Annotated in this window: 24 protein-coding genes; 1 reads left to right on the forward strand and 23 read right to left on the reverse strand. The window is 68.8% G+C overall.

What is annotated here, in order from left to right; genetic code table 11:
- Position 1 precedes the first annotated feature (1 nt).
- The 22 genes from M3M54_RS04625 to rnz form a co-directional block, all read right to left on the reverse strand.
- Entirely contained in the window at positions 2-1,435 is a 1,434-nt protein-coding gene (locus M3M54_RS04625; protein ID WP_249021015.1) for a pitrilysin family protein, read from the reverse strand.
- On the reverse strand, positions 1,323-3,614 hold the full coding sequence (locus M3M54_RS04630) for a polyribonucleotide nucleotidyltransferase (protein WP_249021016.1): 2,292 nt from the start codon (positions 3,612-3,614) through the stop codon (positions 1,323-1,325). Before M3M54_RS04630 ends, M3M54_RS04625 begins: the two co-directional genes overlap by 113 nt.
- Positions 3,615-3,900: 286 nt before the next feature.
- Positions 3,901-4,359: a redoxin domain-containing protein gene (locus M3M54_RS04635; protein ID WP_249021017.1), complete on the reverse strand. Its 459-nt coding sequence runs from the start codon at positions 4,357-4,359 to the stop codon at positions 3,901-3,903.
- Positions 4,356-4,625: a 30S ribosomal protein S15 gene (gene rpsO, locus M3M54_RS04640; protein WP_249021018.1), complete on the reverse strand. Its 270-nt coding sequence runs from the start codon at positions 4,623-4,625 to the stop codon at positions 4,356-4,358. The genes M3M54_RS04635 and rpsO overlap by 4 nt, the downstream gene beginning before the upstream one ends.
- Positions 4,622-5,500, reverse strand: coding sequence for a bifunctional riboflavin kinase/FAD synthetase (locus tag M3M54_RS04645; RefSeq protein WP_256465813.1), 879 nt, complete (start codon positions 5,498-5,500; stop codon positions 4,622-4,624). The genes rpsO and M3M54_RS04645 overlap by 4 nt, the downstream gene beginning before the upstream one ends.
- Before the next feature lie 13 nt (positions 5,501-5,513).
- Positions 5,514-6,170: a tRNA pseudouridine(55) synthase TruB gene (gene truB, locus M3M54_RS04650; protein WP_249021020.1), complete on the reverse strand. Its 657-nt coding sequence runs from the start codon at positions 6,168-6,170 to the stop codon at positions 5,514-5,516.
- On the reverse strand, positions 6,167-7,195 hold the full coding sequence (locus M3M54_RS04655) for a bifunctional oligoribonuclease/PAP phosphatase NrnA (RefSeq protein ID WP_249021021.1): 1,029 nt from the start codon (positions 7,193-7,195) through the stop codon (positions 6,167-6,169). Before M3M54_RS04655 ends, truB begins: the two co-directional genes overlap by 4 nt.
- A gap of 7 nt (positions 7,196-7,202) precedes the next feature.
- The gene (gene rbfA / locus M3M54_RS04660; RefSeq protein WP_249021022.1) at positions 7,203-7,556 is read right to left on the reverse strand and encodes a 30S ribosome-binding factor RbfA; all 354 of its coding nucleotides are present in this window, start codon (positions 7,554-7,556) and stop codon (positions 7,203-7,205) included.
- Between the two features lie 48 nt (positions 7,557-7,604).
- Positions 7,605-9,626 (reverse strand): translation initiation factor IF-2, encoded by a 2,022-nt coding sequence (infB, locus tag M3M54_RS04665; RefSeq protein ID WP_249021023.1) that lies wholly within the window; start codon positions 9,624-9,626, stop codon positions 7,605-7,607.
- 341 nt (positions 9,627-9,967) lie between these two features.
- Complete coding sequence (gene nusA, locus M3M54_RS04670; protein ID WP_249021024.1) at positions 9,968-11,245, reverse strand: transcription termination factor NusA; 1,278 nt, start codon at positions 11,243-11,245, stop codon at positions 9,968-9,970.
- A gap of 11 nt (positions 11,246-11,256) precedes the next feature.
- Positions 11,257-11,664 carry a ribosome maturation factor RimP gene (gene rimP / locus M3M54_RS04675; RefSeq protein ID WP_249021025.1) on the reverse strand — a complete coding sequence of 136 codons (408 nt, stop codon included), beginning with the start codon at positions 11,662-11,664 and terminating at the stop codon, positions 11,257-11,259.
- 150 nt (positions 11,665-11,814) lie between these two features.
- Positions 11,815-12,219, reverse strand: a complete 405-nt coding sequence (locus M3M54_RS04680) for a tetratricopeptide repeat protein (RefSeq protein WP_249021026.1) — start codon at positions 12,217-12,219, stop codon at positions 11,815-11,817.
- A 2-nt stretch (positions 12,220-12,221) separates the two neighbouring features.
- Complete coding sequence (coaBC, locus tag M3M54_RS04685; protein ID WP_249021027.1) at positions 12,222-13,565, reverse strand: bifunctional phosphopantothenoylcysteine decarboxylase/phosphopantothenate--cysteine ligase CoaBC; 1,344 nt, start codon at positions 13,563-13,565, stop codon at positions 12,222-12,224.
- A 45-nt stretch (positions 13,566-13,610) separates the two neighbouring features.
- Positions 13,611-13,838 (reverse strand): DNA-directed RNA polymerase subunit omega, encoded by a 228-nt coding sequence (rpoZ, locus tag M3M54_RS04690; protein WP_249021028.1) that lies wholly within the window; start codon positions 13,836-13,838, stop codon positions 13,611-13,613.
- Between the two features lie 77 nt (positions 13,839-13,915).
- Entirely contained in the window at positions 13,916-14,479 is a 564-nt protein-coding gene (gene gmk / locus M3M54_RS04695; RefSeq protein ID WP_371878618.1) for a guanylate kinase, read from the reverse strand.
- Between the two features lie 38 nt (positions 14,480-14,517).
- Positions 14,518-14,862, reverse strand: a complete 345-nt coding sequence (gene mihF / locus M3M54_RS04700; RefSeq protein WP_249021030.1) for an integration host factor, actinobacterial type — start codon at positions 14,860-14,862, stop codon at positions 14,518-14,520.
- A gap of 213 nt (positions 14,863-15,075) precedes the next feature.
- The gene (carB, locus tag M3M54_RS04705) at positions 15,076-18,210 is read right to left on the reverse strand and encodes a carbamoyl-phosphate synthase large subunit (protein ID WP_249021031.1); all 3,135 of its coding nucleotides are present in this window, start codon (positions 18,208-18,210) and stop codon (positions 15,076-15,078) included.
- The gene (gene carA, locus M3M54_RS04710; RefSeq protein ID WP_249021032.1) at positions 18,210-19,346 is read right to left on the reverse strand and encodes a glutamine-hydrolyzing carbamoyl-phosphate synthase small subunit; all 1,137 of its coding nucleotides are present in this window, start codon (positions 19,344-19,346) and stop codon (positions 18,210-18,212) included. The genes carB and carA overlap by 1 nt, the downstream gene beginning before the upstream one ends.
- Positions 19,346-20,698, reverse strand: coding sequence for a dihydroorotase (locus M3M54_RS04715; protein WP_249021033.1), 1,353 nt, complete (start codon positions 20,696-20,698; stop codon positions 19,346-19,348). The genes carA and M3M54_RS04715 overlap by 1 nt, the downstream gene beginning before the upstream one ends.
- Positions 20,699-20,700: 2 nt before the next feature.
- On the reverse strand, positions 20,701-21,621 hold the full coding sequence (locus M3M54_RS04720; protein WP_249021034.1) for an aspartate carbamoyltransferase catalytic subunit: 921 nt from the start codon (positions 21,619-21,621) through the stop codon (positions 20,701-20,703).
- Positions 21,618-22,184 (reverse strand): bifunctional pyr operon transcriptional regulator/uracil phosphoribosyltransferase PyrR, encoded by a 567-nt coding sequence (pyrR, locus tag M3M54_RS04725; protein WP_249021035.1) that lies wholly within the window; start codon positions 22,182-22,184, stop codon positions 21,618-21,620. Before pyrR ends, M3M54_RS04720 begins: the two co-directional genes overlap by 4 nt.
- 44 nt (positions 22,185-22,228) lie before the next feature.
- Positions 22,229-23,248 carry a ribonuclease Z gene (rnz, locus tag M3M54_RS04730; RefSeq protein ID WP_249021036.1) on the reverse strand — a complete coding sequence of 340 codons (1,020 nt, stop codon included), beginning with the start codon at positions 23,246-23,248 and terminating at the stop codon, positions 22,229-22,231.
- 37 nt (positions 23,249-23,285) lie between these two features.
- Between rnz and M3M54_RS04735 the strand changes: the two genes are divergently transcribed.
- Positions 23,286-23,834, forward strand: coding sequence for a hypothetical protein (locus M3M54_RS04735; protein WP_249021037.1), 549 nt, complete (start codon positions 23,286-23,288; stop codon positions 23,832-23,834).
- A 48-nt stretch (positions 23,835-23,882) separates the two neighbouring features.
- On the opposite strand, the gene M3M54_RS04740 is transcribed toward M3M54_RS04735, so the two are convergent.
- Complete coding sequence (locus M3M54_RS04740) at positions 23,883-24,728, reverse strand: TIGR03620 family F420-dependent LLM class oxidoreductase (RefSeq protein ID WP_249021038.1); 846 nt, start codon at positions 24,726-24,728, stop codon at positions 23,883-23,885.
- Positions 24,729-24,753 lie beyond the last annotated feature (25 nt).

Raw genomic sequence — 24,753 nt, forward strand, 5'->3', positions numbered from 1 at the left:
CTCACACCGACACCCCGTGCGCGGCGGCGAGCGCGGCATCGAAGCGGCCGCGATCGGGCCCGATGCAGGCAACGGAGAGACGCTCTGGCGCCCACAGCTCCTCCGCCAGGGCCTCCAGGTCGGCCAGGCTCACCGCGTCGATCCGCGCGACCACCTCGTCCAGCGACAGCAGCGGCGCCTGCGCGAGCGTCTCTGACCCCAGACGGCTCATCCGCGCACCGGTCGACTCCAGCGACAGCAGCACCCTGCCCTTGAGGTTCTCCTTGGCACGAGCCAGCTCGTCGGCGCTGGCCGGCTCGCGGCGCAGGCGGGCGAGCTCGTGGTCCACGACCTGCATGGCCTCGCCGAGGTTCTCTGCGCGGGTGCCGACATAGAGCCCCACCTCGCCGCTGTCCTGGAAGGCGTTGGTGAACGAGTACACCGAGTAGGCGAGCCCACGGCTCTCGCGCACCTCCTGAAAGAGCCGCGAGGACGAGGTGCCACCGAAGATCGTGTCGAGCACCCGCAGCGCGAAGCGACGCTCGTCGTGGCGCGACAGGCCGGGGCCGCCCACGCACAGGTGAAACTGCTCGGTGTCCTTGCGCTCGAAGAGCACCTCGGGCTTCACGCCCGCAGGCGCGGGAATGACGGCCGGCGGCTTGGCGGGGTGGCTCTCCGCACCGTCCACCGGCAGCGTGGCCTGCGCGAGCGAGACGAGCGCGTCGTGGTCCACCGCGCCGGCGGCGGCGATCACGATGTTGGCGGGCCGGTAGCGCGAGGCGTGGAAGCGGCGGATCTCATCCGCGGAGGTGCCCGCAATCACAGGGGCAAAGCCGATGATTGCCCGCCCCAGGGGGTGCCCGGCGAAGACCGCCTGACCGAGCAGGTCAAAGATCTTCTCCTGCGGGTCGTCCTCATACATGGCGATCTCCTCGAGGATCACGGCCCGCTCCGCGTCGATCTCGGAAAGCGCCGGGGCGAACACCATGTCGGCGATCACGTCGAAGGCACGCGGCACGTGCTCGTCGATCACCCTGGCGTAGACGGACGTTGTCTCCTTGCCGGTGCCGGCGTTGATCTCCGCGCCCATGCCGTCGAAGATCTGGTCGATCTCGAGCGACGCGTAGCGCGCGCTGCCCTTGAACAGGAGATGTTCGAGCAGGTGCGATAGCCCCGCCTGCGCGTCGGTTTCGCCGCGCGACCCGGTGCCGATCCAGAAGCCAAGCGACACGGATCGGACGGAGGGCATCGCCTCCGTCACGATCCGCACGCCGCTTGCAAGCGTCGTGACGCGGTGCTGACCAGTCACTGGCGTCGTGCGCCCGTGAGCGCTCGGCTCTCGCTCAGCCGCGATCGGGGTCGCTGTCGCGGACGCGGCCACCCCTGCCGCCACGGTCGCCACGGTCGCCACGGTCGCCGCGCTCGCCACGGTTACGGTCGCGCCCACCGCGCTCACCGCGCTCACGGCGTTCGCCGCCGCCATTGCCAGAGCCGGCGCCGATGGCGGCGATCTCCTCGATCGTCTTGCCGGCGATCTCCGGGTCATCGGCGAGACGCAGGCCGATCCGGCCACGCTCGCGGTCGACCTCGACCACCCGCACGCTCAGCTCGTCGCCCTTGTTGAGGACCTCCTCGACCGTCGCGATGCGCCGGCCTGGAGCGACGTTTGAGATGTGCAGCAGGCCGTCCGTGCCCTTGGCGAGCTCCACGAACGCACCGAAGGTCGTGGTCTTGACCACCTTGCCGGTGTACTCATCGCCGATCGCGACCTCCTTGGTCATCGAGCGGATGCGGTCGATCAGCGCATCGCCGAGCTCACGGTTTGATGCGTACACCAGAACCTGCCCCTCGTCATTGACGTCGATCTGGGACTCGAACTCCTCCTGCAGCGCACGGATCGTCTCGCCGCCCTTGCCGATCAGAAGGCCGATCTTCTCGGGGTCGATCTTGATCGTGGAGATGCCTGGCGCGTAGCGTGAGAGCTCACCTCGCGGCGCATCGATCACCGCCTGCATCTTGCCGAGGATGAACTGGCGTGCCTCGCGGGCCTGCGCCAGCGCGTCACGCATGATCTCGAAGCTGACGCCGATGATCTTGATGTCCATCTGCAGCGCCGTGATGCCGTCGCTGGTGCCGGCGACCTTGAAGTCCATGTCGCCGAGGTGGTCCTCGACACCGGCGATGTCGGTGAGCACGATGTAGTCCTCACCCTCCTTGATCAGCCCCATCGCGATCCCGGCGACCGGCTTGGCGAGCGGCACACCGGCATCCATCAGGCTCAGCGAGGAGCCGCACACGCTGGCCATCGAGCTTGAACCGTTGGACTCGAGGACGTCTGAGACCACACGGATCGTGTAGGGGAAGTCATCCTGACTGGGGATCATCGGCACCAGCGCACGCTCAGCAAGCGCACCGTGACCGATGTCACGCCGCTTAGGTCCGACCAGACGTCCGGCTTCGCCGACGCTGAACGGCGGGAAGTTGTAGTGGTGGAAGTAGCGCTTGGCGGTCTCCAGGCCGAGCGTGTCCAGGCGCATCTCCTCGCGCGTCGTGCCCAGCGCGACGGTGCTCAGAACCTGTGTCTGGCCGCGGGTGAAGAGCGCCGAGCCGTGGGTTCGCGGGGTCACGCCGACCTCAATGTCGATCTTGCGGATCTCGTCCGCACGACGGCCGTCGGGGCGGATCTTCTTGACCGCGATGCGCTCGCGGATCAGCGACTTCTCAAGCTTGTCGGCGGCGCGCTGGGCGTGCGCGCGAGCCTCCGCGTAACCGTCGTTCTCGGGATCGCCGGCGTAGCGCTCGACGATCTCCGCCTTGACCTCATCGCTTGCGTTCTGGCGCTCGAGCTTGTCCTCGATCTGGGTGGCCGCGTCGAGCGCAGCCCCGTGGGAGGCAACGACCTGCCGGTAGAGGTCCTCGTGAACACCGGGCGCCTCGAACTCGATCGTCGGTTTGCCGGCCTGGCTGCGCAACTCCACCTGAGCGGCACACAGCCGCTTGATCGCATCGTGGGCGATGTCCAGGGCATCGAGGATCTCGGCCTCCGGAATCTCGTTGGCTCCGGCCTCAACCATTGTGATTCCCTCGGCGGTTCCCGCGACGATCAGGTCGAGGTCGCTGCCGTCGAGCAGGTCCTCCTCGTTGGGGTTGACCACAAAGTTGCCGTCGACCTTGCCGATGCGCACCGCACCCACGGCGGCGGCAACAGGGGCTCCTGACAGCTGCAGGGCCGCGGACGCGCCGTTGATCGCGAGGATGTCGTAGGGGTTGATGTGGTCGACGCTGAGCGGCATTGCGACCAGCTGGGTCTCGTAGCGCCAGCCCTTGGGAAACAGCGGTCGGATCGGACGGTCGATCATGCGCGCGGTGAGCGTCGCCTTCTCGCCGGCACGGCCCTCGCGCTTGAAGAACGATCCGGGGATGCGGCCGGCCGCGTACATGCGCTCCTCCACATCCACGGTCAGCGGCAGGAAATCGGCGTCGCGGAGATTGCCGATCACGGCGGTGCAGAGCACCATCGTCTCCCCCGCCTGGACAACCACGGCACCGGTCGCTTGCTTGGCAAGCTTGCCGGTCTCAAAAGAGATCTCCTTACCTGAGATCTCCACACGGGCGCGCTTCACAGCGTCAGACATATTCAGTTCCCTTCTGCTCCACCCGTCGGTCGGCGGAGTGCATCTCGTCTTTTTCTCTTTACCGAACTGACGTGATCCTAGCGGGTGCAGGCCCCGCCGCCCAGCCGGGGTTCAGAGTCACCTGCGATCGGGGCGCCTGGGCGCTCAGCCTCGCCGCATCCACACCGAACTCCAGGTCACCATCGAGCCGGCCGCGCGCGCACCAGCGCAGCGCCGGGCCACTGCTGCGGCGGCGCAGTGTCAAGCGTGAGCTTGCAGCCGGGCGCCGCTATCGCGGCGCCCGGGCTCAGACTGCGTCGAGGCCCTCGAAGACGAGCTCCACGCCGGGCAGGTCACCGGGGGAGTCTGCCTGGTAGCTCCAGGCCACGGTCGCGTCGGGCCGCACCACGACAAGTGCCCGTTGTGGAAACCCGCCGGGGTGATAGACCCCGAACGCGCGGCACGCCGCGCCCTTGGGCTCAAAGTCGGAGAGCTGCTCGATATCCACGCCAAGCTTCTCTTTGAAGGCGGCCTGCGCCCAGACCGAATCGCAGGAAACGCCGTAGAGCGTCGCCCCGCGCTGCGCAAACTGGTCAAGCGCGCCGTTGTAGATGCTCAGCTGATCCGTGCAGACCGGGCTGAAGGCAAACGGATAGAAGACGAGAACGGTGGTCTTGCCCTCCAGGTCGGAACGGGTGAACGGGTCGCCGTCGTGGCGACCCAGGCTGAACTCCGGTGCCGGCGAGCCGGCCGCCAGCGGGCTCACCTGCGCAGCCCCAGTTCCTTGACGAGCGCACGGTAGCGCTCGAGGTCAGAGCGCTCCAGATAGCGCAGGAAGCGCCGGCGCTGACCCACCAGCATGAGCAGTCCCCGCCGCGAGTGATGGTCCTTCTTGTGGGTGCGCAGGTGTTCGGTCAGCTGGTTGATCCGCTCGGTCAGCAACGCCACCTGGACCTCTGTCTTGCCGGTGTCCTGCGGGCCGGCACCAAACCGCTCGATGAGCTGCGCCTTCTTTTCCTGTGTGAGACTCATGTGAGCAGGGAGCCTAGCAGTTCGCGTGTGTGCTCCACGTCGCGCCGCATCTGCTCGATGAGCTCCCCGGCGTCCGCGAAACGCCGCTCGTCACGCAAGCGCGCAACAAACTCGACGCTCAGCTGCTGGCCGTAGAGGTCACCGTCGAAGTCCAGCACAAACACCTCCACAAGCGTCGCGAGGCCAGACCCGAACGTCGGCCGTACGCCGACGTTCACAGCCGCCATGTGCTCCCCCACCCGACACGCATAAACGCCGTGCCCCGGGCAGATCAGCTGCGGGTCGGGGACGATGTTGGCCGTTGGAAAGCCCAATTGGCGTCCGCGCTTATCGCCCGGCACGACCGCGCCCTGCAGGACGAAGTTGTAACCGAGCAGCCGCGCTGCCGGCTGTACCTCACCGGCGCCGAGCAGCGCGCGGATCCGGCTCGAGGACACCGGCGCCCCGTCGACCTCGACGAGCTCGACCACGCGCGTCTGGAATCGCTGGTCTGCGAGCAGAGCGTTAGCGTCGCCGAGCGCGCCGTGACCGAAGCGAAAGTTGACACCGACCGACACGCTGGTGGCCGCCAGGCTGCCGACGAGCACCCGCTCGATGAACGCGCGCGGCGTGAGCGCGGCGAACTCGGCGTCAAAGGGGACCACCACGAGCTCCTGGACGCCAAGAGACTCGATCAGTTGCGCCTTGCGAGCGAAGCTGGTGAGGAGCTTCGGGGCCGCGGCGCGCCCCACGACGGTCGCGGGATGCGGCTCGAACGTCAGCACGGTGCCGTTGTCGGCGATCACCTCACGGTGCCCGAGGTGCACGCCGTCAAACTGACCCACGGCCACGCGGCGGGGTCGTGGGCGCACTTCGCTCAAGCCAAGGACACGCATCGAAAGAGCAAGGCTAGAGGTTGGGCGCGAGCTGCCGGAGCGCCTGCTCCAGCGGCAGCAGGCGCTCCGGATCGGCGTCCTGCACGTCAAAGTCGCCGATCCGCGTGCGCCGCAGCGCCGTGCAGTAGGCATCGCCCAGATCCGCGATCAGAGATCTCACATACGTTCCCGAGGAGCACTCGATCACAAAGTCGCGCTCGTCCCCGGCGCGGCGGGTCTCCTGGAAGCGATGGACGGTCACCTCACGCTCGGCGAGCTCGAAGCTGACGCCGGCGCGGGCCAGCGCGTACGCGCGGCGCCCACCGACCTTGACCGCCGAGTAGGCCGGCGGACGCTGGCGTAGCACCCCGGTCGGCAGTGTCAGCTCGCCCTGCGGGATCCTGCCGGTGACGGTGATCTCACCCTCCGGATCGCCGGTGCTCGACACCGCACCGAAGCGGGCGGTCACCTCGTAGCGCTTGGGCAGGGCCATGACCAGGCTTTGGCTGCGGGTCGCACGCCCAACCAGCAAGATCAGCAACCCGGTCGCAAACGGATCGAGCGTGCCGGCGTGGCCGACCTTCAGCTGGCGCCCGAGACGCCGGCGGATCTGCAACACCACGTCGTGCGAGGTGATGCCGGCGGGCTTGTCGAAGAGCAGCAACCCGTCGGTTGAACCGGTCGCGCTCACGTCTCGGCGGGCAGATCCCGCAACTGCGCAGCGAGTGCGTTGCGCAGAAATGTGACCAGATCCTCCCAGCTCAGCGACGTGCTGAAGCCGGCGGCGGCCCGGTGGCCGCCGCCGCCCTGCAGCCGGGCGATCGCCGAGACATCCAGGCGCGTGTCGGCGGCACGCAGCGAAACCTTGCGCTGGCGCCCACCGTCGGGAGCCGCGGAGCCGCCATCCAGGCGATCCCTGGCAAGCGCCGCGACGGCGGTCCCGCGTACGGCCCGCAGATGGTCGATCACGCCCTCGGCGTAGCTCTCCTGCGCGCCGGCGGCGGCGAAGTCCTCGGCGCTGAGGTAGGCGACCGTCAGACGGTCCTCGTCGTAGCGCTGCACGTTGGCCAGCCCGCGGGCCAGGAGCGCCAGCTTCGCGAACGGTATGTCCTCGTAGACCTGCTGATAGATGGCGTGCACGTCGACGCCCGCCTCGATCAGCTCGGCGGCCATCAGGTGGGCGCGCGGGCTGGTGTTCTCGTACATGAAGCAGCCGGTGTCGGTGATCAACCCGACATACAGAGCCACCGCCAGCTCCGTGTCGATCGGTACCTCGAGCGCGTGCGCCAGCTCCCAGACCATCTCGGCGGTACAGGAGGCGCTCGGGTCGACGTAGTTGACGCTGCCGAAGCGGCTGTTGTCGTGATGATGATCGACGTTGATGATCGTGCCCCAGCCCTCGCTTGGCCGCAGCCGCTCGGCGGCCGGGTTGCGCTCGATGTTGCCGCAGTCGACGAAGATCACCGTCCGGCTCGCGACGTCCGCGGGCGGCTGCGTGATGACACCCTGAAGCGGCAGGAAGCGGTACTCGGACGGCAGCGGCAGGTCGCTCTCTGCGACGAACATGACGCTGTCATGACCGAGCGCCAGGAGCAGCTCGTGCATGCCGAGCAGCGAACCGAGCGCGTCCCCGTCCGGGCGCTCATGGGTAACCACCACTGCGCGCTCGAGCGCTCGCAGCTGCTCGAGCACGGCGGCGCGCCCACTCCGCAACACGGCTGTCTCAGTCGAGCCGGGCATCTGCTCCGCCGGCGCTCGACACCTCGGCCAGCAGGCGCGTGATGCGCATGCCGCGCTGCACCGACTCGTCGTAGTCGAAGCTCAGCGTCGGGGTGCGCTTGAGCCGCAGAGCCTGGGCGACGTGCGCCTGCAGAAAGCCGTGCGCGGCCTGCAGGCAGGCGAGGCTTGAGGCGCGCTCGCTCTCGTCACCGAGCACGCTCACGTAGACGCGCGCGTGGCGCAGGTCGGGGCTTGTCTTGACACCGGTCACGGTCACGAACCCAAGTCGCGGGTCCTGCAGGTCGGTGGCGATGGCCTCGCCCAGCACCATCCGCATCGCCTCGTCGACGCGCCGCATTCTCGCACCACCGCTCATCTGCCGTCCTCAAGCCACGTGCGTGGTGCCTCAGGCGAGCTCGCGCTCTACCTGCCGTGTCGTGTAAGCCTCCATCACGTCGCCCTCCTTGACGTCGGCGTAGTCCCGCAACACGATGCCGCAGTCGTAGCCACTGGCGACCTCACGCACATCGTCATTGAACCGGCGCAGCGAGGCGATGACCCCGTCGTAGACGACGGTGCCGTCGCGCACCAGACGTACCCGGTCGCCGCGTGAGAGCTTGCCGTCGGTGACGTGCGAGCCGGCGATCGTGCCAACACGGGAGGCTCGGAAGATCTGGCGGACCTCGGCGCTGCCGACGGCCTCCTCAACCTCCTCGGGCGCGAGCATGCCCTGCATCGCCGAGCGCAGCTCCTCGATCGCGCGGTAGATGACGGAGTAGTGGCGAATCTCGACACCCTCTCGCTCTGCCAACGCTCGCGCCTCACCGACGGGCCTGACATTGAACGCGAGCACGACCGCGTCCGATGCGGCGGCAAACATCACGTCGGACTCCGTGACGGCGCCCACGGCACCGCGGATGACGTTCACGGTGACCTCGTCCTGCGGCAGCTTGGCGATCTCGTCCTGCATCGCCTCGAGCGTGCCGGCAACGTCGGACTTGATCACCAGGTTCAGCTCCTGCAGGCCGCTGCCGAAGATGTCCTCCAGCGAAATCCGCTTGTTGCGCCTGCGCGCCAGCGACTCGGTCTTGAGGCGGTTGGCATGCTCGCCGGCGAGCTGCCGCGCCCGCCGATCGTGCTCAACCACCCGGAAGCGTTCGCCCGCCTCGGGGACGCTGTCGAAACCCAACACCTCGACCGGCTCGCCGGGCAGCGCCTTGCTCACGCGCGTGCCGGTGAAGTCGTGCATCGCCTTGACACGGCCCCAGTGGGCGCCCGCGACGAGTGCATCGCCAACCTCGAGCGTGCCGCGCATGACGAGGATCGTGACCACGGGACCGCGCCCCGGGTCGAGTTTGGACTCAATCACGGTCCCGGACGCGCTCGTGTCCGGGTTCGCTCGCAGCTCCATGATCTCGGCCTGAGCGACGATCGTGTCGAGCAGATCATCGAGCCCCGCCCTGGTCTTGGCGGAAACGTCGACGAAGTCGGTGTCACCGCCCCATTCGACCGGTTGCAGACCGAGCGCCGACATCTCCGTACGGACACGTACCGGGTCGGCACCTTCCTTGTCGGTCTTATTGACGGCGACGATCATCGGGACAGACGCGGCCTTGGCGTGATCCACCGCCTCCTGCGTCTGCGGCTTGACGCCGTCATCAGCGGCAACCACGATCACGGCCAGGTCGGTCACCTTGGCGCCACGGGCACGCATCGCCGTGAACGCCTCGTGGCCCGGCGTGTCCAGGAAGGTCACGGTGCGACCGTCGTGGCGCACCTGGTAGGCGCCGATGTGCTGCGTGATACCGCCCGCCTCACCGGCGGCCACCTGGGTTTCGCGGATCGCGTCCAGCAGCGACGTCTTACCGTGGTCGACGTGGCCCATGATCGTGACCACCGGGGCACGTTCGACGAGATCTTCATCGCTGTCGTCGAAGCGCTCCTCGGACGCCGTCTCATCCTCGGCGTGGACGACCTCGACCTCCTTGCCGAACTCCGCTCCGAGCAGCTCGATGGTGTCATCGGAGAGCGTTTGGGTCTGGGTCTTGAGCTCGCCGAGCTCCATCAGCTTCTTGACAATGTCCGGGACGCGCACGCCGAAGTACTCGGCCACATCCTTGACGGTCGAGCCCGAGATGACGCGGACCAGGTCGTGGGTTGCGGTGGCGCTCTGCGCGGGACGCGACTCAGCCTCCTCGTCGTAGACGCCGCGGCGGCGGCGGCCGCGGCGCTGGCGGCGCGGCGGCTGGGCGGGCCCGCCACCTGGTGCGCCGGGCCCAGCCGGGCTGCGCCGCGACGCCTGAGCGTCGATCACAACTCGCCGACGCCCGCCGGCGTTGCCGGGCGCACGCTCACCCTGCAGGGAGTCTCGTGTCGGACGCTTGTGCGGCGCCTCGGACTCCGTCTGTCCGGGCCGCTCGGTGGCCACGGCGCCAGCGGTGGGATCGCCGCCAGCGGGCTTATCGGCGGGCGCGGGAGCGCGCGGTGGACTGCTCTGGCGGGAGCGCTGCGGCGCAGCGCTGCCTGAGGACTGCCGACTCGGCGTGGAGCCGGCCTTGGCGCGAGCGGAGCCGGTGCCCGCCGCAGCGCCCGTCTTCGCTGGCGCGGCCTGCGGGGCAGAGCTGCGCTGCTTAGGAGCTTCTTCGGTGGACTTGCTCATTTCGCTTCCAGTGTAGATGTGTGGTGTTGGCGCCAAGGACCGTGAGCCAGCCCGGTCTCAGCGCCACTCGGGTGCGGGCGGGCGGGACGTCAGGCAACGGCTGGCGCGCGCTACGCGCCGCCGTCTGGATCCGCCGGCACCTGGTCTGTGCCGGTGCCCTCAAGCGCCTGGTGAGCCTCGATCCCACAGTAGCGGGAACCGGGAAGCGCGGCGTTCGGGCAGCGCCGGCCGTTGGAGAGGATGGCATGGCAGCGGCCGCTGGTCTCCTCCTCGTCCTGGTCACCCCGGACTTCCTCGGCTGCGAAATCCGTCTCGGAGCGGATGTCGATGCGCCAGCCTGTCAGCCTCGCCGCCAGGCGCGCATTCTGGCCCTCACGACCGATCGCCAGCGACAGCTGGTCATCGGGGACGATCACGGTCGCCTGCTTGGCCTCATCGTCGACCAGAACCTCGCGCACGCGGGCCGGAGACAGCGCCTTGGCGACGAAGCGAGCGGGCTCGTCGTTGTAGGGGATGATGTCGATCTTCTCGCCGCGCAGCTCCGAGACGACCATCCGCACACGTGAGCCACGCGGGCCGACGCAGGCGCCGACCGGGTCCACGCCGTCAACGTGCGAGATCACGGCGATCTTCGACCGGTAGCCAGGCTCACGCGCGACCCCGGTGATCTCGACGAGGCCGTCGGCGATCTCCGGGACCTCCAGCTCGAACAGCGACTTGATCAACTCGGGGTCACGCCGGGAAACGATGATCGAGGGCCCCTTGGTCGAGTTGGAGACATCCTTGATGACGGCCTTGATGCGCTGTGCGTGGTCGTAGCGCTCGCCGTCCACCTGCTCTGACTTCGGCAGCAGCGCCTCCACCCGCTCGCGCAGCTGCACCAGCGTGTAGCGCGAGTCCGACTGCTGGACGATCCCGGTGATGAGCTCGCCGACGCGGTCACGGTACTCCTCGAACATCATGTCGCGCTCCGCTTCGCGGATGCGCTGGAGAATGACCTGCTTGGCCGTCTGCGCAGCGATCCTGCCGAAGTCATGGGGCGTCACGTCGGCGGTCTCGATCTGGTCCTCGTACTGCTTGAGCTTCTCGAGGTCGATCTCGGGAGCCGCCGGCTCGCGCATCTCACCCGTCTCGGGGTCGACGCTGGGCCCCTCATCGGCCGCGGCCTGCACGAGCAGCTGCTCCTCGAGCTCCGGCGGGATCTTCAGCTCCCAGACCGTGAAGTCGCCCGTCTCACGGTCCATCTCCACGCGCGCATACGGCGCCGAGCCCGGGGTTTTCTTGTAGGCGGACAGCAGCGCATCCTCGAGCGCCTCCATCAGCTTCTCGGCGGAAATGTTCTTCTCAGCGGCCAGACCGCGTACGGCATCAAGGATCTCTTTTGACATTGGGGTCCTCTTTAGTCACCAGGTACCAGGTTTGAGCGTGTGATCTGCTCGTAGGGAACGGCGACGACGGCGTCACCGGCGGCGATCGTCACCTCGTCCTCAGACGCCCCGACGAGCTCGCCGGTGAGGCTCTTGTGGCCATCGTGCTGCGTACGCAGGCGCAGGCGGGCACGATGGCCGAGAAAGCGGCGGAAGTGTTGCGGCTTGGTAAGTGGGCGATCCTCGCCCGGAGACGAGACCTCGATGGTGTAACTCTCGCGATATTCGCTGAGCAGCTCGGTGACCCGCTCGCAGTGCGCGAGGGTGACCCCCTGGGGATGGTCGATGAAGACCCTCAGTGTGTCACCGCTGCACTCGACGAGCAGCACCTCGATGTCAGGTGCGCTTGCCGCCAGTCGGGTTTCGATCTCAGATTGCACTTGATTTCACGCGTTCGTTTTTGCCACCAGGTCATAAAAAAAGCGGGCGAGCGCCCACTTCTTGACCATCCGCCGGTTTCACTCCGGCCTGAAGAAGCTGTGCGCGCAAGCGTAGCACCGCGCACCATCCGCAGCGCTGTCCCAGAGCACCTAGTCGGCAGCCGGCTCGCCGTCGCCAGCGCTCATGGCCGCGCGCGCCGCGGCACTGCGCGCGAGATCGCGATAGGTGCGGTAGTCGCGCCGCTCGGGCTGCAGGCAGGCAGCCAGCGCAAGCGGCCGCCGTGCCTCCGCGTGGCGGCCGAGCATCTGCAGGCTGCGGCCGAGACAGAACAGGGCAAAGTCGTTGGTCGGTGAGCGCTCGACGAGCGCGCCGAACTCGTCGGCGGCCTCGCTGTAGCGCTGGGCCTGGAACAGGGCGCGGCCGAGCGCCTCGCGGATCGACGCGCTCTCAGGCGAGAGCCTGCGCGCGCGCTCGAGCGGGACGGTCGCCTGGTGGAAGTGACCGGCTGCCAGCAGCGCCGAGCCGCGCGTGAAGAGCTCGTAGACGTCCTCCACCGTCAGCCTCCCGCACCCACGCCGGCGCCCGCGGGCAGCGAGTCCGCGGACAGCTCGGCTGCCGCGGGCAGCTGCGAGACCCGGTCGAGGATCAGCTCGGCGAGCTCGCGCTTGGCCAGGCGCGGCAGCGGCACGTCGCCGCCCGCACGCGTGATCAACGTCGCCTCGTTGTATTCGGAGTCAAAGCCGATGTCCTCGCGCGCGACGTCATTGACGACGATCGCGTCCAGCTGTTTGCGCCGGAGCTTCGCGCGCGCCCGTTCGAGCCCGCCCGCGCCGTGCTCAGCTGCGAAGCCCACCAGCACCTGCCCGGGCGCGCGCAACGAGCTCAATGCCTCGAGGACATCCTCGGTCGCTTCGAGCTCGATCCGGCGCGGCGCCTCGGGACCGGTCTTGGTGAGCTTGCCGGTGGCGGCGCCAACCGGCCTGAAGTCGGCGACCGCCGCCGCCATGAGCAGCAGATCGTGTGCCGGGAACTCCTCCCGACAGGCGGCCGCGAGCTCGGCGGCGGTCTGCACGCGGCGTACCCGTGCCACGGGCGGTGGCTCGAGCGCGACGTTGGCCAAAACGCACGTCACGACCGCTCCGCGTGCGCCGGCGGCGGCCGCCAGCGCCAGGCCCATACGTCCCGAGGAGCGGTTCCCGATGTAGCGAACGCTGTCAATCGGCTCGCGCGTGCCGCCGGCGGTTACCAGCACGCGCCGGCCGGCCAGCGTGCCACCGGCACGGCGCTCAGACGAGCGCTCGCCAGACGCTGCCTGAGCGCGCTGCGCGCCCGCGGCCGCCTCCACCGCGGCAAGCAGCGCGGCCGGCTCCGGTAGGCGGCCGACCCCGTGCTCACCGTGAGATGCGAGCTCACCCTCACCGGGTGCCAGCACGATCAGCCCGCGCTGCCGAAGCGTCACCAGGTTCGCCTGCGTGGCCGCGTTCAGGTACATCGCCTCGTTCATCGCCGGTGCCACGATCACCGGACAGGTTGCCGCCAGCGCCGCACTCGTCAGGAGGTTGTCGGCCAGACCGACCGCGAGCTTGGCGATCGTGTCGGCACTGGCCGGCGCAATCAGATATGCATCGGCGTGCTGGACCAGCGCAAGGTGGCTGATCGGCGCGTGCGCGGGCACGTCATCGCCGGGGTATGCGCCCCGCGCCGGATCTGCCTCGAACTCGGAGCTCAGCACGGGTGCGCCGGTGATCGCCGCAAACGACGCCTTGCCGACGAAGCGCAGGCTGTTGCGCGTCTGGATCACCCTGACCGCGTGACCGGCGCGTACCGCCAACCTCGCGGTCTCGAGCGCCTTGTAGGCCGCGATTCCACCACAGACACCGACCAGGAGCCTAATTCTCAACCTCCGATCGAGTGTTGGTGTCCCGGCACCGCAAGCGCCAGGACCCTACCGGTAGTGGTACTTGAGCTTGCCCTGGGCCACCTCTTCGAGCGCGATCGTCAGGTAGTTCTTCGAGCGCGTTTCGACCATCGGCGGGGTGAACTCGTCGAAGGTGCCCTCGCCGAGGTTGTGGTAGTAGGAGTTGATCTGGCGCGCGCGGCGCGCGGCGACCACGACGCTCGCGTAGTCAGAGTCGACGTGCTCGAGCAGCTTGTCAATGCGGGGAGAGATCACGATCTGTGTCCTTGGGAAGATTGGCTGTTGCCTGCAAAGAGTACCCGGCCCGCGGACGCCGGCCGCGCCCCAGACGGCTAACCGACCGCTGAGAGCTCCGTCTGGACAATGCCAACGAGCTCTTCCAAAGCCTGCTCAAGCCGGTCGTTGACGACCACGTGTGCGAACTCGCGCTGGGCTGCCATCTCCGCTTCCGCGGTGAGCAGGCGCGCTCTGATCTGATCGGCTGTGTCTGTGCCACGCCCTTCCAGGCGCTCCCTGAGCGCCTGTACCGAGGGCGGCGCGATGAACACCTGGACGGCTTCCGGCATCGTCTCACGCACCTGACGGGCCCCCTGAACCTCGATCTCCAACACGACCGGGACGCCCGCGGCGAGCCGGGACTCGAGCTCCGAGCGCAGGGTCCCGTAGCGGTTGCCCGAGTACTGCGCCCACTCGACGAACTCGCCGGCGGCCACCCGCGCGGCGAACTGCTCGGGACTCAGGAAGTGATAGGACACACCGTCCCGCTCGCCTGGGCGCGGCCTGCGCGTCGTCGCCGAGACCGACAGCTCGAGCTCCGGCACGCGCTCCAGCAGGGCGCGGATCAGCGTGCCCTTGCCCACGCCCGAGGGGCCTGTGATCACGAACACCCTGGCCACCTGCCGGCCCCCGAGCCGCGGACGTGCAGCGCGCCGTTTCAGCGGCGCCGCATGAGCTCGACGAGCTCGGTGCGTTGGCGCTGAGACAGGCCCCCGATCGTCTTCGAAGGCGAGATCCGGCAGGTCGAGAGGATCTTGTTGACCTTGACGCGTCCGTACTTGGGGACCGCCAGCAGCAGGTCGAACACCTTCGCTGTCTCGAGATATTCGGGCGGGTCCAGGAGCAGCTCGTGAATCGCCTGGCGACCGGCCTTCAGATCGCGTTTGAGCTGGGCCCGACGGCTACGTATGTCGTTGGCGCGCTGTAGCGCCTCCATCCGTTGCACGAGCGAGCGCTCGGGTGCAGCGATGGATTTGGTTGGGGAATCACTGACCGGCGGCATGGCGGGCGACTATACATCTTGCGAGCCGCCGATCACACCCCCAGAGCCAATTTCGTCTAAACCTCAACCTGAGCTTGAGCATTATCGAGGATGGTTGCGACAATCAAGGTGCTTTGCAGGTAGTTTTTCGGCTCAAACAGACCAGCACACATTCAGCCGCTTTGATCGCTCGCCGACACTGCCGGTGTCGGGCGCTCAGACCGCGCGACCCACTCAGAGTCCCGCCCGCGGCTGCGCATAGAGCTCCTGGAGCGAGATGACCTCGGGCTCACCATGCGTCGCGGCCGCGATCGCACGGATCGCGGCGATCGCACCGGACATGGTCGTGATGCACGGAATCCGGTGGGCCACGGCCGCCGCCCTGATCTCGTAACCGTCAGAACGGGCGCCGGTCCCCACCGGCGTGTTGATGACGAGGTCCACCTCGCCCCGACCAATGGCCTCGACCACATGCGGCGAGCCCTCGCTCAGCTTGTTGACCCGCCGGGCCGGTATGCCCATCCGCGCGAGCGCCTTGGCGGTGCCGCTGGTCGCCAGCAGCTCGAAGCCCATGTCGTGGATCTGTGTGGCGATCGCCGTGGCCGCAGACTTATCTCGGTCAGCCACCGAAACAAACACCGTGCCTGACCGCGGCAGCCTGGCACCGGCCGCCGCCTGAGCCTTCGCGAACGCCGTCGGAAAGTCTCGGGCGATGCCCATGACCTCCCCGGTCGAGCGCATCTCGGGCCCCAGCAGCGCGTCCGTGCCGGCGAAGCGATCGAACGGCAGCACCGCCTCCTTGACGCAGACGTGCCCGGTGGCCACCTCGTCGGGCAGGTCGAGCTCGTCGAGCTTGGTGCCGAGCATCAGCCGGCAGGCGAGCTTCGCGACGGGCAGCCCGATGGCCTTTGAGACGAACGGCACGGTGCGCGAAGCGCGCGGGTTGGCCTCGATCACGTGCAGGCCGGACCCGGCGTGGATCGCGAACTGGACATTCAGCAGGCCGACCACGCCGAGCGCCCTGGCGATGCCCGCGGCCTGCTCGCGGATCTGCTCGAGCATCTCGTCACCGAGCGAGTGCGGCGGCAGCACGCAGGCCGAGTCGCCGGAATGGATGCCGGCCTCCTCCACATGCTGCATGATCCCGGCGATCCACACCCGCTCGCCGTCACAGAGCGCGTCGACGTCCACCTCCACGGAGTCCTCCAGGAAGCGGTCCAGGTAGATCCGCGGGCCGCCATCGGCCCCGGCCGCGCCGATCACACCCACCCGGCGCAGGTAGTCGCGCAGGCCGTCGACGCTGTAGACGATCTCCATGGCGCGCCCGCCAAGCACGTAGCTCGGCCTCACGAGCAACGGGAACCCGACCTCAGGGGCGCGCTCAAGCGCCTCCTCGGGCGTCGCCACCGCCGCGTAGGGTGGCGCCCTGTAGCCGAGCTCGTCGAGCAGCCGCCCGAAGCGCGCGCGATCCTCGGCCAGGTCGATCGCATCGGTCGTGGTCCCGAGTATCGGGATCCCGGCGTCGCGCAGCCCGGCCGCCAGCTTGAGCGGCGTCTGGCCGCCGAACTGGAGGATCACTCCCTCGGGCCGCTCGATCTCGCACACGCCAAGCACGTCGGGCAGCGTCAACGGCTCGAAGTACAGCCGGTCGGAGGTGTCGTAGTCGGTCGACACGGTCTCGGGGTTGCAGTTGATCATGACGGCATCACGACCTGACTCCCGCACGGTCTGGGCGGCGTGCACGCAGCAGTAGTCAAACTCGATCCCCTGGCCGATGCGGTTGGGTCCCGAACCCAGGATCACCACGCTCGGCCGCGATCCGCGCGTGACCTCGCCGGCGGCAAGCGGTCTGCCGTCTGGTCCGGCCGGCCGCGGTCGCTCCCAGGCGGAATAGAAGTATGGGGTCTGGGCGGCGAACTCGGCGGCGCAGGTGTCCACCGACTTGAACGTGCGCTGCCCGGCAAAGACCGCATCCGGATCACGGACGAGAGCCTCGAGCTCACGCAGGAACCAGGGGTTGATCTGCGTCAGCGCCTCGAGCGCCGCGACGCTGTGGCCGCGACGCAGAGCCTCCAACAGGTGATCGAAGCGCTCGGCCCCGGGCGCCGCCACCAGCTCGAGCAGCTGCTCGTCGTCACTGGGGAAGCTGACCGCGGCGTCAAGCTCGCGCGAGCGCAGCGCCTTGGCGAACGCCTGACGGAAGGTGCGGCCGATCGCCATCGCCTCGCCGACGGACTTCATGTGGGTCGTCAGCTCCTGCTCGGCTCCCGGGAACTTCTCGAATGCGAAGCGTGGCCACTTCACCACGCAGTAATCGATCGCCGGCTCGAAGCTGGCGGGCGTGGCGCGGGTGATGTCGTTGGTGATCTCCTGCAGCGTGTAGCCGACGGCCAGCCGCGCCGCGATCTTCGCGATCGGAAAGCCCGTTGCTTTGGACGCCAGCGCGCTCGAGCGCGAGACACGCGGGTTCATCTCGATCACCATGATCTCTTCCGTGGCGGGGTTGACCGCGAACTGAACGTTCGACCCCCCGGTCTCCACACCGATCGCCCGGATCACCGTGATCGCCTGATCGCGCAGCCGCTGGTAGAGGTGGTCTGGCAGCGTCTGCTGCGGTGCCACGCAGACGCTGTCACCGGTATGAACGCCCATCGGATCGATGTTCTCGATCGCGCAGACGATCACCACGTTGTCGGTCGAGTCACGCATCACCTCCAGCTCGAACTCGCCCCAGCCGAGCACCGACTCGTCGATCAGGATCTGGCTGATCGGCGAGGCCTCGAGCCCACGGCCGATGACCGCGTCGAACTGGGCCATGTCGCGCAGCACACCGCCGCCGGCGCCACCGAGCGTGAAGGCCGGGCGGATGATCACGGGCAGCCCGATCTCGGCCACCGCGGCGCGTGCCTCCGCGAGCGTGTGCGCGATCGCCGAGCGCGGCACGCGCAGGCCCGCCGCCTGCATCGTCGCGCGGAACAGGTCGCGGTCCTCGCCGCGCTCGATCGCGTCGATCTTGGCGCCGATCAGCTCCACGCCGAAGCGCTCGAGCACACCGTCCTCGTGCAGCCGTTTGGCGAGGTTGAGCGCCGTCTGGCCCCCGAGCGTCGCAACCAGGGCGTCTGGCCGCTCGCGCTCGATGATGCGGGTGACCGTCCGCGGGTCGAGCGGCTCCACGTAGGTGGTGGTCGCCACCTCAGGGTCGGTCATGATCGTGGCCGGATTCGAGTTCACGAGCACGACCTCGTACCCCTCCTGCATGAGCACGCGAGCCGCCTGCGTACCCGAATAGTCGAACTCGGCCGCCTGCCCGATCACGATCGGCCCCGAGCCGATCAGCAGGATCTTGTGAAGGTCGTTGCGTCGTGGCATCAGCGGCTGCTCCGGATCTCGTCGACAAAGCGGTCGAACAGGTAGAGAGAGTCGTGCGGGCCGGGACCGGCCTCAGGGTGGTACTGAATCGTCGCGCCCTGCACATCAAGCAGCGCGAGCCCCTCCACGGTGCGGTCGTAGAGGTTCACGTGGCTGAGCTGCGCGGCGCCGAAGTCGGTCTCCCAGCGCACCGGCTGATCGCCGTCGATGCGCCCCTGTCCATCTGGCCCGAGCACCGCGAAGCCATGGTTCTGGCTGGTTATCTCGGTGCGTCCGCTCGCCAGGTCCTTGACCGGGTGGTTGGCGCCATGATGGCCGAACGGCAGCTTGTAGGTCTGAAGGCCCAGCGCCCGGCAGAGCAGCTGGTGGCCGAGGCAGATCCCGTAGACCGGTTTGCGCCCGACCAGCCCGCGCACCGTATCGACCACATAGCCAAGCGCCGCCGGGTCACCCGGGCCGTTGGCCAGAAAGATCGCGTCCGGGCCGGCGGCGAGCAGCGTCTCGGCGCTGACCGTGCAGGGATAAAGGGTGAGCTCGACGCCCCGCTGGGTCAGCTGCTCAACGATCGAGCGCTTCACCCCCGTGTCGATCATCGCGACGTGCACTGGTGACTCACTCCCACTGGCCGCAACCTGCCGCGGCGTCGGCGGTGTCACCTCGCGCGCAAGGTCGCGTCCCGCCATCGGCGGCTCGCGTTCGAGCAGCGCGCGGGCCTCGGCCTCGGCCACGGTCGCGGGAAAGACGCCGCCGCGCATCGCCCCGGCGTCACGGATATGGCGCACCAGCGCGCGTGTGTCGAGGTCGGTGATGGCGGCGACACCCTGGGCTTTAAGCCATGTCAGCCAGCCGCCCTGTGCGTTCGGCGCGTCGTCGTAATCGACGGCGGCACGCATGATCGCGGCGCGGGCGTGCGCACGGTCTGACTCCATCGCCCGCGCGCTGACGCCGTAGTTGCCCATCTGCGGGTAGGTGAAGGCGATCAACTGGCCGGCATACGAGGGGTCGCTCATCGCCTCCTGGTAGCCGGACATCGACGTCGTGAACACAACCTCCCCCACCGCGTGAGTGTCGGCACCGCAGGCCGTCCCGTCGAAGCGGGCGCCATCCTCCAGCAGCACATATGCCTCGCCGCTCATCAGACCTCCTCCAGTGTCGTCGTACGAACCCCGGGCGCGGCGAAGGCCACGCTGCCGGCGGCCACCGTCAGCTCCACGACGCCAGCCAGCCTGCGGCCGTGAAAACAGCAGTTCTCGGAGCGGCTGCGGTAACCCCTCTCCCCCACACGCCAGTCACGCGCAAGGTCAACCAGCACGACGTTCGCCTGTTCGCCTACAGCCACCCGTGGCAGGTTCAGGCCGTACAGTGACCCACCCGCGGTCAGCCGCTCGATCAGCACGGGCAGCGTCAGCAGCCCCGGCCTGACAAGCTCGGTGTAGAGCGCGGCAAACGCTGTCTCCAGTCCGGTGGTCCCCATCGGCGCCTGCTCGAAGGGCATCTCCTTCTCGTGGTGCGCGTGGGGCGCATGGTCTGTGGCGATGCACTCGATCACGCCGCTGCGCAGGGCGTCGATCAACGCCTTGCGGTCAGCCTCGCTGCGCAGCGGCGGGTTCATCTTGAAGTTCGCATCCAGGCCCAGCAGCTCCTCGTCGGTCAGCGTGAGATGGTGGGGTGTCACCTCACCACTGACCCGTGCTCCGGCGCTGCGCCAGAAGGAGAGCGCCTGCACCGACGCCGCGGCGCTGAGATGCTGGAAGTGCACGCGCGCATCCTCGTATCTGGCGATCGCCGCGTCCCGATCGATCATCGTCGACTCACTGATCGACGGGATGCCGGCCACACCCAGCCTGGCCGAGACCGCACCCTCGTGCATCACCCCGTCGGCTGAGAGCGACGGGTCCTCCTCGTGCAGCGCAACCACGCCGCCGGCCAGCCGCTGATACTGGAGCGCCTTGCGCAGCATCCCGGCGCCCACGACCGGCCGGCCGTCGTCGGTGAAGCCAAGCGCACCGGCGTCGCGCAGCGCCGCCATCTCGGTGAGCTCCTCGCCCCGGAGCCCAACCGTGATCGCCGCCAGAAAGCCGGTCGGCACCGACGCCTGCTGGCGTGCGCGGGCGCGCAGGGCCTCGAGCACACTCACCTGGTCCACGGTCGGCACGGTGTTGGGCATCGCGATCAGCTGACAGAAGCCGCCGGCCGCAGCCGCGTCGGTCCCCGTCGCGATCGTCTCCTTGTACTCCTGTCCGGGTGTGCGCAGGTGCACGTGCGGGTCGGAGAAGGCCGGGAACAGGTGCTTGCCGGCCGCCTCGATCACGGCCGCCCCGCTGGGCGGCCGTGTCGCCCCGGGCGCTCCCAACTCGGCGATCAGACCGCCGCGGATCAGCACGTCAAGGGGCGCGTCGAGCCCGCAGCGCGGATCGAGCACGTGGGCCTGCCTGATCAGGATCTCAGCCGGCATGGCACTTCTTGAAAGCAGCGGCTCGGTGGCCATGCTCACGCCACCGCCTGTAGCGCGGGCGCGCCGACGAGCAGCTCGTAGAGCACCGCCATGCGCACCGCCACACCCGACTTCACCTGCTCGCCGATCAGCGACGCAGCGCAGTCGATCGCCGCCCCGCTGCACTCGACACCGCGATTGACGGGCCCGGGGTGCATCAGCAGCTGGCCCTCGCGCAGACGTTCAAGGTTGATCTGGTAGCGCTGGGCGTACTCGCGCAGACTCGGCACGTAGGCCTCGCGCATCCGCTCGTGCTGCATCCGCAGGACGTAGACCACGTCAGCCTCGCCGAGGCGATCGAGCGTCGTGCGCTGCGCGCAGCCGAGCGCCTCGATCTGGCGTGGAATCAGGGTCGGTGGCCCGCAGACGGTGACGCTGGCGCCCATCCTCCGAAACGCCAGGATGTTTGACCTCGCCACGCGCGAATGCAGCACATCGCCGACGATCCAGATCTCGAGCCCGTCCAGCGAGCCAAGCCTCTGTCTCAGCGTGAAAACGTCAAGCAGCGCCTGCGTGGGGTGCTCGTGCTTACCGTCACCGGCGTTGATCACACAGGCGTCGGTCCAGCCGGCGACCTGCTGAGCGGCGCCCGCGAACGGCGCGCGGATCACGATCGCCGCGGGGTCATACGCGCTCAGGGTCTGCACCGTGTCCTTGAGCGACTCGCCCTTCTCGACGCTTGAGCCGACGCTGCGGACGCTCACCACATCGGCGCTCAGCCGTTTGGCCGCGAGCTCAAACGACGAGCTGGTCCGGGTCGAGGCCTCGTAGAACAGGTTCACAACCGTGCGGCCCTTGAGCGCCGGCACCTTCTTGATCTCGCGGCCTGCCACCTCCGCAAACGACCGCGCCCGGTCGAGCACACGCTCGATGCCGGCTCGGTCGAGGTCTTCGATCGACAGCAGGTGACCCGTCATGCTCTGCCTCCTTCGGTGATCGTCACCGAGTCCTCGCCGTCGATCTCGACGACGTGTACGTTCACGCGCTGCCCGCGCGAGGTCGGCAGGTTCTTGCCGACGTAGTCGGGCCTGATCGGCAGCTCCCGGTGGCCGCGGTCGGCCAGCACAGCCAGCTGCACCCGGGCCGGACGCCCGTAGTCAAACACCGCCTCGATCGCGGCGCGCACGGTGCGTCCCGTGTACAGCACATCGTCCACGATCACGATCGCGCGTCCATCGACTGGGAAGTCAAGCGCGGTCGCGTGCACCACCGGGGCCGCCGGCGCCTCGGGTTCGCGACGACCGAGGTCGTCCCGGTAGAAGCTGATGTCAACGCTGCCCAGCGGCACCTGCACTCCGGCCAGCTCGGAGACGATCGGGGCCAGCCGCGCGCCGAGCACCGCTCCGCGGCGATGTACACCGACAATGGCGAGCGGCGCCTCCGCGCCGACCGAGGCGTTCTTCTCGACGATCTCGTGCGCGATGCGCACCAGCGTGCGGCGCATGTCGTCACGGTCAAGCACGACCGTCTGATGGTCCATCGATACGTCCTTCCTGGCCTCGCGGGACCGGGTTAAAGGGACAGTCAGGCCACAGTATCAGGCGCGTCGGCGGGCGGGACGGCGGCCGCTGCCGCTCGGTCGCTGCCGCCGGCCAGCGGGCCGGCGGCAGCACTGTCACGCTCTGACCAGCGCAGCAGACGCGGCGCGCCACGCTCCGGGAAGGGAATCTCAATCGTGTCGAAGTCGCGTGGAACCACCGTGTTGGCGAAGATCTCGCGCGCCTGATCGCGGATCAGCGAGGCGGGATAGCGGATCGAGATGTGGTTGAGCGCGAGCATCCGGACCTCCGCGTCACGGGCCACGCCGGCCGCCTGTGTGGCTGTCGAATGGCCGGTCTGGTGGGCGCGCTCGGCATCCTCGATCGCAAATGTCGCCTCGTGGATCAGCAGATCGCTTCCGTGCGCAGCCTCCGCCAGCGCCGGGCACGGTCGCGTGTCCCCGGAGATCGCCAACTTGCGGCCCAGTCGCGGCGGCCCCATCACCATCTCCGGCGTGACGCCCGCAACGACCTCGCCGCGCTGGACGCGGCCAAAGTCCGGCCCCTCCTGCAGACCAGCCTGACGCGCCCTCTCCGGGTCGAAGACGCCGGGACGGTCGTGTTCATGCAGCACATACCCGAGCGCGGGGCCGCGGTGGGAAACCGCCACCGCCTCGATCTCATATCCGTCACGCTCGAGGATCTCACCGTCAGTGAGCTCGATCACGTGCAGCTCATAGGTGGTCGCGCCGGCGTAGCGCATCAGGTTCGCCACCAGGTCGCGCAGGCCACGCGGACCGTGAATGGCCAGCGGCCGCGAGCGGTCGCGCATGTCGAAGGTCTTCAACAGGCCCGGCAGGCCCAGCCAGTGGTCGGCGTGCAGGTGCGTGATCAGCACCTCGTCGACGTCGGTCAGCCCGATCGAGCGCAGGAGCTGGCGCTGGGTGCCTTCACCGCAATCGACCAGCAGGGTCTGGCCGCCGCGGCGGACCAGCAGGCTCGGTAGGCCGCGTCGCTGGGTCGGCAGCGAGCCGCCCGTGCCGGCGAAGAAGACCGAGAGCTCCATCGGCGTGAGTCTGCCAGGACCGCGGTAGCCTGGGTGTGTGCAAGTTGTGAACCCGCCAGACGCCGGGCGGCCGCGGCGCCGCAGCCCCTACCGCTCGCTGCCGCCGTGGCTGCAGTGGGCGCTGCCGTTCGCGGTGGCGGGCGTCCTGGTTGGCGGCCTCGTCTGGTACGTCAACCACCAGACCTACGACGTGCCGCAGATCGCCAACGTGACCAAGCCCAGCGCGATCGCCGCCCAGAACCAGCAGGGGACGGTGATCGTCAAACAGCAGCAGGCCCCGCACGAGAGCAGGATCACGGCCGGCCAAACACCGATCGCCGGCGTGCACGCGGCGGTGCTGCACTACATGCACCATGAGATCGCACTCGGGGTCTTCGACGGGCCGGTCACCCGCTCCGCCTGCACGCAGACCGGTGGCTCGGGCAGCAGGCTGGTGTTCCACTGCACGGTGACCGCCACCTCGCAGGTGGTCACCTACCCGTTTGACGCGGTCGCCGACCCGGCGAGCGGCGTGGTCACCTACTGCCAGCGCGTCGAGCCGCCGATCCCGAGCATGAACATCCCGGTCAGCAAACGCTGCACCTGAAGCGGCCGTCCGCCCGGCCAGCCGCCACCCGACCGCGTCAGCCGCCGCTCAGGCGCCCGGCACGAGCAGCTCTGCAGCCAGCGCGCGCCACGCCAGCTCGGGCACTCCCGCGGCCCCGACCACCTGCACGCAGACGTGGTCAGCGCCTGAGTCCAGGTGCGCCGTGGCGGCTGCCGCCAGCACCGTTGGCGGCCCTTGCGGGACGAGCTCCCCGACCAGCCTCGGGCTGCCCCCGTCTGCCAGATCCTGATCGGTGTAGCCCAGGCGTCTGAGGTTGTTGGCGTAGTTGCTCAGCCGCAGGTAGAAGGCGGCGTACTCCCGCGCGCTGGCAAGCGCCGCCTGATGGTCGCCGTCGTCGAGCACCACCGCCTGCTCGGGGGCGATGAGCGCCTGGTGCCCGAGAAGCTCGCGCGCCATCCGCGTGTGCGCAGGCGGTGTGAAGTAGGGGTGGGTGCCGAGCGTGCGCTGCGCGCTCAGCTCGAGCATCCGCGGCCCCAACGCAGCCAGCACCATGCGCTCGGGTGGAATCGGCGTCGACGCGGAGGCGATCCCGTCCAGAAACGCGCGCATCTTCGCCAGTGGCTGCTGGTACTCCTGCGTTGCCTCCCGGTGACCGATTCCGATGCCAACCAGCAGGCGACCCGGGTGAGCTTCCTCCAGCTCGGCGAACTCACGGGCGAGCACGTCGGGCTCGTACTGCCAGACGTTCACGATCCCGGTGGCGATCACGATCGCTCGGCTCGCCTCGAGCATCGGCCGCAGCGACTCCAGGCGCGGCGAGCTGCCGAGCCACAGCGTCCCGAAGCCGAGCTCCTCTGCCAGCGCCGCGGCCTGACCGTAGTCGCGCGGTTCAAGCGCGCGCCCCACCCAGAGACCATAACGGCCAAGTTCCATGGTGGAAGCGTTGCACAGTCGCTGC

Origin of the sequence: Conexibacter sp. S30A1 (assembly GCF_023330665.1) — a bacterium.
Classification (GTDB): Bacteria; Actinomycetota; Thermoleophilia; order Solirubrobacterales; family Solirubrobacteraceae; genus Palsa-465.

Bases quoted from the DNA above. Each gene is read 5' to 3' on its own strand.
- M3M54_RS04630 (WP_249021016.1), bottom strand. From the start codon at position 3,614: ATGTCTGACGCTGTGAAGCGCGCCCGTGTGGAGATCTCAGGTAAGGAG.
- rpsO (WP_249021018.1), bottom strand. From the start codon at position 4,625: ATGAGTCTCACACAGGAAAAGAAGGCGCAGCTCATCGAGCGGTTTGGT.
- M3M54_RS04645 (WP_256465813.1), bottom strand. From the start codon at position 5,500: ATGCGTGTCCTTGGCTTGAGCGAAGTGCGCCCACGACCCCGCCGCGTG.
- rbfA (WP_249021022.1), bottom strand. From the start codon at position 7,556: ATGCGGCGCGTCGACGAGGCGATGCGGATGGTGCTGGGCGAGGCCATC.
- nusA (WP_249021024.1), bottom strand. From the start codon at position 11,245: ATGTCAAAAGAGATCCTTGATGCCGTACGCGGTCTGGCCGCTGAGAAG.
- mihF (WP_249021030.1), bottom strand. From the start codon at position 14,862: ATGCCGCCGGTCAGTGATTCCCCAACCAAATCCATCGCTGCACCCGAG.
- carB (WP_249021031.1), bottom strand. From the start codon at position 18,210: ATGCCACGACGCAACGACCTTCACAAGATCCTGCTGATCGGCTCGGGG.
- carA (WP_249021032.1), bottom strand. From the start codon at position 19,346: ATGAGCGGCGAGGCATATGTGCTGCTGGAGGATGGCGCCCGCTTCGAC.
- M3M54_RS04715 (WP_249021033.1), bottom strand. From the start codon at position 20,698: ATGGCCACCGAGCCGCTGCTTTCAAGAAGTGCCATGCCGGCTGAGATC.
- M3M54_RS04720 (WP_249021034.1), bottom strand. From the start codon at position 21,621: ATGACGGGTCACCTGCTGTCGATCGAAGACCTCGACCGAGCCGGCATC.
- pyrR (WP_249021035.1), bottom strand. From the start codon at position 22,184: ATGGACCATCAGACGGTCGTGCTTGACCGTGACGACATGCGCCGCACG.
- rnz (WP_249021036.1), bottom strand. From the start codon at position 23,248: ATGGAGCTCTCGGTCTTCTTCGCCGGCACGGGCGGCTCGCTGCCGACC.
- M3M54_RS04740 (WP_249021038.1), bottom strand. From the start codon at position 24,728: ATGGAACTTGGCCGTTATGGTCTCTGGGTGGGGCGCGCGCTTGAACCG.